Consider the following 9,391-nt stretch of genomic DNA (forward strand, 5'->3'; position numbering starts at 1 on the left):
CCGCAGGCCGCCGCGCGGGCGCTCGATACCGTGCAGCGCGAATTCGGCCGGGTCGACGCGCTGCTGAACATCGCGGGCGCGTTCGTGTGGCAGACGATCGCCGACGGCGACGCCGCCACGTGGGACCGCATGTACGAACTGAACGTGAAGACCGCGCTGAACGCATCGAAGGGCGCGCTGCCGCACCTGCTGGCGAGCCCGGCCGGGCGTATCGTCAACATCGGCGCGGGCGCGGCGTTCAAGGCCGGCGCGGGAATGGGCGCCTATGCGGCCGCGAAGGCCGGCGTCGCGCGGCTCACCGAGGCGCTGGCGGCCGAACTGCTCGACCGTGGCGTGACGGTGAACGCGATCCTGCCGAGCATCATCGATACGCCGCCGAACCGCGCGGACATGCCGGACGCGGATTTCACGCGCTGGGTGCGGCCGGAACAGATCGCGGCGACGATCGGGTTCCTGCTGTCGGCCGACGCGCAGGCGATCACCGGCGCGTCGATTCCGGTGACCGGCCGCGTCGCGTAGTCCGGCGGGCACGGGCTCGGGCTCGCGCGGCGGCCGGCCGTGCGTACAATGGCGCACCGGACACACGCGAGCCCAGCCCGAGACCATGCATCAGCCCCATATCCTGATCGTCGAAGATGAAGTGGCGATCGCGGACACGATCGTCTACGCCCTCGGCACCGACGGCATGCAGACCGTCCACTGCACCCTCGGGCAGGCGGCGCTCGACCGCCTGCGCGATGCGCGCTTCGACCTCGTCGTGCTCGACGTCGGCCTGCCGGACCTCAGCGGCTTCGAGGTATGCCGGCGGCTGCGCACGTTCTCCGACGTGCCGGTGATCTTCCTCACGGCGCGGCACGACGAAATCGACCGGATCGTCGGGCTCGAGATCGGTGCCGACGATTACGTGGTCAAGCCGTTTTCGCCACGCGAGCTGGCGGCCCGGGTGCGCGTGATCCTGCGGCGTTTCCACCGGGCGGCCGCCCCCGAATCAATACCCGCGCCCGCGCCGGCACCCGCCGCGACGACCGCACCGGGCTTCACGGTCGATACCGATGGCGCGCGCGTGTCGTGGCTCGGCCACGCACTGGATCTCACGCGCTACGAATTCGGGCTGCTGGCGCTGCTGGTCCGGCATCCCGGGCGCATCTATTCGCGCGAGCAGCTGATGGATCTCGTGTGGCACGAGGCCTTCGATTCGGCCGACCGCACGGTCGACACGCACATCAAGACGCTGCGCGCCAAGCTGCGCGCGATCGCCCCCGAGCGCGACCCGATCCGCACCCATCGCGGGATGGGTTATTCGCTGCAACCGTAACGACCGGCACCGCCCATGCATATCGGCCTGCGCATCTTCTTCGGCTTTTTCCTGATCGTCGGGCTGGCCGCGCTGATCACGCTGCGCGTGTTCGTGCAGGAGGTGAAGCCCGGCGTGCGCGAGGCGATGGAGGACACCCTCGTCGATACCGCGCAAGTGCTCGCGACGCTGGCCGCCGACGACATGGCCAGCGGCCATATCGCCGACGGCGCTTTCGCGCGGCAGCTCGCGCAACTTCACGAACGCCCGGTCAGCGCGAACGTGTGGGGCGTGCAGAAGAACGTGATCGGCTACCGCCTCTACATCACCGACGCGCACGGCATCGTGCGCTACGACTCGACCGGCCGCGCGCTCGGGCAGGACTATTCGCGCTGGAACGACGTCTACCGGACGCTGCGCGGCGAATACGGCGCGCGCAGCACGCGCAGCGATCCGAACGACGACAGCAGCACCGTGATGCACGTGGCGGCACCGATCCGGCGCGGCAACGAGATCATCGGCGTGCTGACGATCGCGAAGCCGAACCAGACGGTCGCGCCGTTCATCGCGCGCAGCCAGCGCAAGATCATGCTGTACGGCGCGCTGCTGATGGGCGGCGCGATGCTGATCGGCGTCGCGTGCACCTGGTGGCTGGTGATCGGGCTGCGTCGCCTGCAGCGCTATGCGCGCGCGATTGCGGCGGGCGAGCGGGCCGACATGCCGCTGCAGGGCGCGAGCGAGCTGGCCGAACTCGGGCGCGCGGTGGAAAGCATGCATCAGCGGCTGGAGGACCGGCAGTACGTCGAGACCTACATCCACACGCTCACGCACGAGATGAAAAGCCCGCTGGCGGCGATCAGCGGCGCAGCCGAACTGCTGCAGGAAGACATGCCGGTTGCGAACCGCCGGCGCTTCACCGAGAACATCCGCCGCCAGGCCGGCCGCCTCGAACAGATGATCCGCAAGCTGCTCGCGCTCGCCGAAGTCGAACAGAAGCAGCGGCTGTCGGTGCGCGAACCGGTCGCGCTGCGGCCGGTGCTCGAACAGCTCGTCGACGATATCGAGCCGCGCGCGCGGCAGCGCGGCGTGAACCTGGCGATCGACGCGAACGACGCGGCCGACCCGGCGGTCGTCGAAGGCGATCCGTTCCTGCTGCGCCAGGCGCTCGGCAACCTGCTCGACAACGCGCTGGATTTCGCGCCGCGGGGCAGCACGATCCGCATCGCGCTCGAACGGCAGCCGGCGGGCAGGGCGCACGTCGCGATCGTGCGCGTCGCCGATGACGGCCCCGGCGTGCCCGACTACGCACTGGCGCGCGTGTTCGAGCGCTTCTATTCGCTGCCGCGCCCCGACGGGCAGGATCGCAGCACGGGCCTCGGGCTGTGTTTCGTCCGCGAAGTCGCGATGCTGCACCGCGGCCAGGTCGCGCTCGCGAACCGCGACGAAGGCGGCGCGTGCGCGACGCTCACGCTGCCGTCGTCGGCCTGACCGCGCTTCACGTTCGCCCCACATTCGGCCCACATTCGCTTCACACCGGCTTCAATCGCCCTTCACCGGGCCGGCGCATGCTGGCGGTACCTTTTACTCCGGTACCTGTCGGCCATGAATCGAGTCCTGTTGTTCAAATTCGCGATCACCGCGTTGCTTGCGCTGCTGATCCTGATCCCGCTGCAGATGGTGCAAAGCATCGTGCACGAACGCTCCGCGTATCGCATGGACGCGCTGCAGAGCATCTGGTCGAGCTATGCGGGGCCGCAGACGGTGTCGGGGCCCGTGCTCGTCGTGCCTTACACGGAAGTCACGCGCGTGCGCGACGAGACGCCCGCCGGCGGCGCGACGAAGACGAGCCTGAGAAGCGAGACGAAGCGCCTGCTCGTGTTTCCGAAGACGCTGAACGTCGACGGCACGCTGACGACCAGCGTCCGCTATCGAGGTATCCACAAGGCGCTGGTATACGAACTGACGAGCCGGTTGACCGGCACGCTGGCGTTGCCGGACCTGAAGAAGCTGCCGCAGGCGGACGGCCACGTGAGCTTCAAGGTCGACAACGCCTATGTCGCGATCGGCATCGGCGACATTCGCGGGCTGACCGCGCAACCCGACCTGCGTATCGGCGGCGCGCGTTTCGACGTGGAGCAGGGCACGCGGCTGGACAGCCTGCGCCAGGGTGTGCACGCGAACGTCGACCTCGCGGCGCTGGCCGAAGCAGGCGCGGGGGCGGGGGCAGTTGTGCCGTTCAGCATCGACCTGCCGCTGCGGGGCGCGGAGTCCGTCGCGTTCGCGCCGGTGGGCGACCAGAACGATTTCTCGCTGAAGTCGACGTGGCCGCATCCGAGTTTCGACGGCGCGTTCCTGCCGAACAACCGCACGGTCGATGCGCGCGGCTTCACCGGCAACTGGCGCGTGACGTCGTTCAACACGAAGGCGCGCGAGCAGATCGCGACCGGCAACGGGGACAGCGCGATCGAAACGGCGTCGGTGTCGATGATCGAACCCGTGAACGTCTATCTGCAGGCCGAACGCGCAACGAAGTACGGCGCGCTGTTCGTGATGCTCACGTTCGCGAGCTTCTTCATGTACGAGCTCGTGAAGCGGCTGCGCATTCACCCGATCCAGTACACGCTGGTCGGCCTGTCGCTCGCGTTGTTCTTCCTGCTGCTGCTGAGCCTCTCCGAACACATCGCGTTCGCGTATGCGTATCTCGCGGCGAGCGGCGCATGCATCGGGCTGCTCGGCTTCTACCTGTCGTTCGTGCTGCACAGCGTGAAGCGCGGTGCGGTGTTCTCGGCGCTGCTCGCGGTGCTGTACGCGGCGCTCTACGGGCTGCTGCTGTCGGAAGACAACGCGCTGATGCTCGGTTCGCTGCTGCTGTTCGCGATCCTCGCCGGCATCATGACGCTCACGCGCCGCGTCGACTGGTATTCGCTCGGCGCCGCGTGGCAACCGTTGGCCGACAAGGCGGCCGCGGGCGCCGTGAAGCCGGGCGCGCAGGCGAAGTAGGCACGCGGGTGACGAGCGCGCCGGTCGGCAATGCGACGGCCGGCGCGTCATCCGGCGCGGCACAGCCGCGCTTCACGCGCGCGGTGCGGGCCGGCGAAAACGCGCGAGCGGAATTTCGGCGACGGCGGTGATCTCGATCAGCAGGTCGGGATGGTAGAGACGTTCGACCTGGACGGTCGTCGTCACCGGATAGGGTGCGGCGAAATACGTGTTGCGGATGTCGCCGGCCTGCATGAAGGCATCGATGTCGGTCGCGTAGTGGACGAGCGAGATCACGTCCTGCATCTGCCCGCCCATCGTGGCGAGCACGGCGCGGATGTTGTCGAGCGTCTGCCGTAGCTGCGTGCGCATGTCGCCTTGGCCGACCACCCGGCCGTCGCGGTCGAGCGCCACTTGCCCCTTCAGATGCACGATCCGGCCGTCGCCCTGGATCACGGCCATCGAGAACGCGCCGAACGGCGCCCAGACTTCCGGCGGATTCACTGCTTCGGCCATCACGCGGCTCCTGTGGGGGGCGGCTGCACGGTTTGCGGCGAGCGGCCGCGCAACGAGGGCGCGCCGTCGACAGCACCGCCCGCTTCGTCGACAATCGCGCCATTATGGATGAACGCGCGGCGACGCATGGGGCGTTGTTCCGCGATCGCGACGACACACATGGAAGATATCCGCGTCATCAAGGATCGTGCGGCGCTCGACGGCACCGCGTACGTCGAACTCATGGGCGGGCCGTATGCGCGCACCTGCTGGAATGCCGGGTCGCTGTTCTTCGACGAGGAAGTGTTCGGGCTGCTCGAGGCGGCAATCGCGCGGCAGATCCCCGACTACGACCATTACACGTTCAACGCCGTCGGCATGGCCGACTGGCTTGCGATCGTCGTCGAACTGGCCGACACGGGCAGGCGGCTCGGCAACGCGGCGCAGCGCACCGACGCGCTCGACCGGCTCGGTTTCATTTTCAGCGGATCGCGGCAGGCTTTCGTCGCTCGTCTCGACGCAAGCTGCGCCGCGCTGGCCGGCGTGATCGCGGAAGTCGACGCGTGGACGCGCGACGTTCGGCTTCGCCACGACCAGGTGACGATCCTCGGGATGTGACGCGGCGCGTGCCGGCTGTCACCACCGACAGGCCGGGCGGCATCCACTTATACTCGAGCTTTTCCGCCATTCGATTGTCGCCGTGCCCACGCCTGCCCCCACCGATCCGTCCATCGACGATCCGCGTCCGACCCCGCCCGTACAACCCGAACTGGAAGACTGCTGCAACAGCGGTTGTTCGCCGTGCGTTTTCGACCTGTACGACGAAGCACTGGCGCGCTATCGCGTCGAACTGGCCGAGTGGGAAGCGCGGCACGCGCAGCCCAAGCCATGACGACACGCCCGATGCCGGCGAGCGGTGCGCACGTGCCGCGCGTCTCGAGCCGCGCCGGCAGTGCGCGCCGGTTCCGCGTCACGCGCCCGCATGCAGCCGCCGATGCAGCGGCCCGAGCATGGCCGACAGCGCGATGCACGCGAGCAGCACGGCCGTCAGCGCGAACATCGACGTTCTGAAGCCCTGCACATAATCGAGCGCGGCCGGATGCGTGCCGAGCCGGGCGAAGAACACGCCGCCGAGCGTCGCCGCGCCGACGGCCGCGCCGATCTGCAGTATCGCGGTGACCATGCCGGATGCCACGCCCGCGCGCGCGGTATCGACTTCCGCGAGCACGATCCGCACGACCGACGGCAGCACGAGGCCCTGGCCGACACCGATCGCCGCGATCCCCACGTAGAAGCCGGGGCCCGGCGCGGCCGCACCGGCAAGCGCGGCGGCCGTCGCGACGCCGGCCGCGAGCATCGCGAAACCGAGCGTGAGCACACGATAGCCGCCGAACCGGCCGACGAGCCGCGGCATCAGCAGCGGGCTCGACAGGAAGCCGAGCCCGAGCGGCAGGATCGCGAGCCCCGATGCGAGCGGCGACCAGTTCAGGCAGCCCTGCAGATAGATCCCGTAGCTCAGGAAGAACGCGCTCAGCGTATAGAACAGGAACGCCAGCACGAGCCCGAGTGCGACGACCGGGTTCCGGAACAGGCGCACGTCGAGCAGCGGATCGTGGCCGCCCGCGAGACGGCGCGCCTCGACCGCCAGCAGCGCGCCGAGCATCGGCAGCGCGCCGACGAGGCACGCGACCATCCACAGCGGCCAGCCGGCCTCGCGCCCGTGCGTGAGCGGGTAGACGAGCATCAGCAGGAACAGCGACAGCAGGGCCATGCCGGGCACGTCGATGCGCTGGCCGCGCGGCGGCCGGCTTTCCGGGATGAAGCGCCAGCTACCGATCAGCGCCAGGATGCCGATCGGCAGATTGACGAGGAAGATCGCGCGCCAGCCGAGCCCGAACGGATGCAGGCTGATCAGCGCACCGCCGCCGAGCTGGCCGATCACGGCCGCGAGGCCGAACACGAAACCGTAGAAGCCCATCACGCGCACCTGCTCCTGCGGGCTGAACACGCTGCGGATCGTCGCGAGCACCTGCGGCGCGAGGATCGCGGCGAACAGGCCCTGCAGCACGCGGCCGCCGACCAGCACCGCGCCGCTGCCGGCGAGCCCGCACAGCGTCGACGCGACGACGAAGCCGGCCATCCCGATCATGAACATGCGCTTGCGGCCGTACAGGTCGCCGAGCCGGCCGCCGGTGATCTGCACGACGGCGTTCGCGCACGCGTACGCCGACACGACCAGTTGCAGCTCGGCCGGGCGTGCGCCGATGCCGTCGCGGATGGCCGGTAGCGCCAGATTCACAATGAAGTAGTCGAGCGGCGGCAAAATCGCGCCAACCAGCAGGACCACCAGCGCCCAGCCGTGGTGGCTGCGCGGTGTCGCCGCGGCGGCCGTGCCGGCCGGGCCGCAGGGGGCAAGGGTGTCGTGGGTCATGGAAACCAGTCCGAAGGAACGAGGGCCGTATCCAGGCCGGACGCAGCGCCGGGGGCGCCGGTTCGGCCGGGGGCAGGCGATTGACCCCCATTCTGGGTGGTGGCAATGAATCGGAAAAGCGGGAATTGGTGGTAGCATCCATCGGGTTATTCGATGGATGGAGGAGGGCGATGCGCGGTTTCGACCTGGATCAGTTGCGTACTTTCGCGGCGGTCGCGGATGCCGGCAGCCTGACAGCCGCCGCGCCGCTGCTGCACCTGTCGCAGTCGACGGTCAGCGAGCAGGTGCGCAAGCTCGAATCGCGCGCCGGCGTGCCGCTGTTCGTGCGCAGCAAGCGCGGCGTCGAGCCGACCCCGGCCGGCTCGCGGCTGCTGCAGCACGCGCGGCGCATCGTCGCGCTGAACGAGGCCGCGTTCGACGAAGTGCGCGGGCAGGCGATCAAGGGCGAACTGCGCGTCGCGATCACCGATTACTACCGGACGAACGAAGTCGCGGGCCTGCTGGCCCGGCTGCGGGAGTGCTACCCGCAACTGAGCCTGCACGTCAGCGCGATGAAGAGCGCGGACATCGAGGCGGCGCATGCGCGGGGGCAGGTCGATCTCGGCGTGGTGATGAACCTGTCGAGCGGGCCGTTCCGGCCGGCGTCGGCCGATACGCGCTGGGTGCTGCGGCGCGAGCCGCTGTCGTGGGTCGCGTCGCCCGCGCTCGCCGAGCAACTGCCCGAGCCGTTGCCGCTCGTGCTGCTGCCGGACGACTGCATGATGCATCAGGTCGCGGTGCGCGCGCTCGACGAGCGGCATACGCCGTACCGGCTCGTGCACAGCGCGTCGGGGGTCGCGGGGCTGCAGTCGATGCTGGCGGCGGGGCTCGGTGTGGGCTGTCTGTGCGCGTCGGCGATCGGCGAGGGCATGATGCGGCTCGGTGCGAAATACCGTCTGCCGCCGCTGCCCGACGCGGTGTTTTCGCTGACGCCGCCGATGCCGGGCGAACGCGAAACCGTCACGCAGGCGCGCGAGGTGCTGTCGCGGCAATTGCTGATGTAGAACCGTGGAACCGGGCCGTGCGATGCGCGGCGGCGCGTACCTGAGAGGCGCGCCAGGAGAAAAAAATGAACGACGAACTGCAACGCCAGATGGCCGCGAAGCTGCAGGATGCGCTGGAGCGCGTGGTCGACGAACGCTCTCTGATCCACTTCCTGCGCGTGCTCGGCCACGACTGGAACAAGGAGCGGCAGCTCGAGGCCGACCTGCCTGCGTCACCGTATGCGCGCGCCGCGCTCGGCTGGGAAAACCACTCGATCGGCGAGTACCTGGATGCGATGGTCGACTGGGCCGAGGCATCGGAGGAGGGGCTGCGCTACTACGACCTGCCCGACAATCCGTGGCGGCGCATGGCGGACATCCTGTTCGCCGGGAAAAGCTACGAATAGCGCCGCTCGGGCGATTCGTTCGCTTCACGTTCGCCGCTGCGAATCGTCCAACTGCCCAGCCGTCCAACCGCCTATTCGACCGGTTCGCCGTTCACGTACGCACGCAGCCCGTCGGCCAGCGCATCGAACACCGCGCGGCAGCGCGGGCTCGTGCGCAGGTCCTCGTGCATCACGACCCAGGTTTCCAGCTGCATCGCGGGCCCGTCCGGCAGCACGCGCACGAGCCGCGCGTCCCGTTTCGCGAGCCCGGTCTGGCAGAAGCCGATCCCGTAGCCGGCGCGGATCATCGCGAGCTGCGCCAGGTTGCTGTCGGTGCGCAGCGAGAACGCGTCGCGCTTCCACATCGGCATGCCGCGGCCCGCCGAGCGGATGAACGGCGTGACCGTGTCGAAGCCGATCAGCGCGTGATGCGCGAGTTCGTCGATCGTCGCGGGCGCCCCGTTGCGCGCGAGGTAGTCGTCGCGCGCATACAGCGCGACATCGATTTCGCCGATGCGCCGCGCCACGAGCGCCTCCTGCGCGGGCGGCGCCATCCGGACCGCGATGTCGGCCTCGCGCTTGAGCACGTCCTGGATGCGGTCGGTCGGCACCAGCTCGATGACGAGCCCCGGATGGTTGCGCCGCAATTGCGCGAGAACCGGCGGGAGCACTTCGACGGCGATCACGTCGCTGGCCGAGATCCGCACGATGCCGCGCACGCCGGCGCCGTGGCTCGCGGCCGCCCGCTCGAACGCGGCGGCCGCGCTGCGCAGCGCCTCCGCAT

Annotated in this window: 11 protein-coding genes; 8 read left to right on the plus strand and 3 right to left on the minus strand. The window is 69.5% G+C overall.

Going from position 1 to position 9,391, the window contains the following annotated elements:
* From DPV74_RS35590 to creD, 4 genes are all read left to right on the plus strand, one after another.
* On the plus strand, positions 1-519 hold a 519-nt coding region (locus tag DPV74_RS35590; RefSeq protein ID WP_119338890.1), incomplete at its 5' end, for an SDR family NAD(P)-dependent oxidoreductase.
* Positions 520-604: 85 nt separating this feature from the next.
* Positions 605-1,315: a two-component system response regulator CreB gene (gene creB / locus DPV74_RS35595; RefSeq protein WP_060313184.1), complete on the plus strand. Its 711-nt coding sequence runs from the start codon at positions 605-607 to the stop codon at positions 1,313-1,315.
* 15 nt (positions 1,316-1,330) lie between these two features.
* Positions 1,331-2,782, plus strand: a complete 1,452-nt coding sequence (gene creC / locus DPV74_RS35600; protein WP_119338891.1) for a two-component system sensor histidine kinase CreC — start codon at positions 1,331-1,333, stop codon at positions 2,780-2,782.
* A 114-nt stretch (positions 2,783-2,896) separates the two neighbouring features.
* Positions 2,897-4,294 (plus strand): cell envelope integrity protein CreD, encoded by a 1,398-nt coding sequence (creD, locus tag DPV74_RS35605; RefSeq protein WP_060086303.1) that lies wholly within the window; start codon positions 2,897-2,899, stop codon positions 4,292-4,294.
* A gap of 72 nt (positions 4,295-4,366) precedes the next feature.
* Here creD and DPV74_RS35610 read toward each other — a convergent pair whose 3' ends face one another.
* Complete coding sequence (locus DPV74_RS35610) at positions 4,367-4,789, minus strand: RidA family protein (RefSeq protein WP_119338892.1); 423 nt, start codon at positions 4,787-4,789, stop codon at positions 4,367-4,369.
* Positions 4,790-4,948: 159 nt separating this feature from the next.
* Here DPV74_RS35610 and DPV74_RS35615 point away from each other — a divergent pair, with 159 nt between their 5' ends.
* Positions 4,949-5,386: a hypothetical protein gene (locus tag DPV74_RS35615; protein WP_240440082.1), complete on the plus strand. Its 438-nt coding sequence runs from the start codon at positions 4,949-4,951 to the stop codon at positions 5,384-5,386.
* 82 nt (positions 5,387-5,468) lie between these two features.
* Positions 5,469-5,660, plus strand: a complete 192-nt coding sequence (locus tag DPV74_RS35620) for an oxidoreductase-like domain-containing protein (RefSeq protein ID WP_081064653.1) — start codon at positions 5,469-5,471, stop codon at positions 5,658-5,660.
* Between the two features lie 78 nt (positions 5,661-5,738).
* Here the strand turns inward: DPV74_RS35620 and DPV74_RS35625 are convergent, their stop codons facing one another.
* Complete coding sequence (locus tag DPV74_RS35625; RefSeq protein WP_119338893.1) at positions 5,739-7,199, minus strand: MFS transporter; 1,461 nt, start codon at positions 7,197-7,199, stop codon at positions 5,739-5,741.
* Positions 7,200-7,369: 170 nt separating this feature from the next.
* On the opposite strand from DPV74_RS35625, the gene DPV74_RS35630 reads away from it, so the two are divergent.
* Positions 7,370-8,242: a LysR family transcriptional regulator gene (locus DPV74_RS35630; RefSeq protein ID WP_027789476.1), complete on the plus strand. Its 873-nt coding sequence runs from the start codon at positions 7,370-7,372 to the stop codon at positions 8,240-8,242.
* Between the two features lie 65 nt (positions 8,243-8,307).
* A complete protein-coding gene (locus DPV74_RS35635; RefSeq protein WP_060313167.1) occupies positions 8,308-8,628 on the plus strand; it encodes a hypothetical protein in 321 nt (106 codons plus the stop codon).
* 71 nt (positions 8,629-8,699) lie between these two features.
* Here DPV74_RS35635 and DPV74_RS35640 read toward each other — a convergent pair.
* Positions 8,700-9,391: LysR substrate-binding domain-containing protein (locus DPV74_RS35640; protein WP_119338894.1), on the minus strand; the 692-nt coding region annotated here is incomplete at its 5' end.

Origin of the sequence: Burkholderia sp. HAN2018, assembly GCF_024704855.1 — a bacterium.
GTDB lineage: Bacteria > Pseudomonadota > Gammaproteobacteria > Burkholderiales > Burkholderiaceae > Burkholderia > Burkholderia cepacia.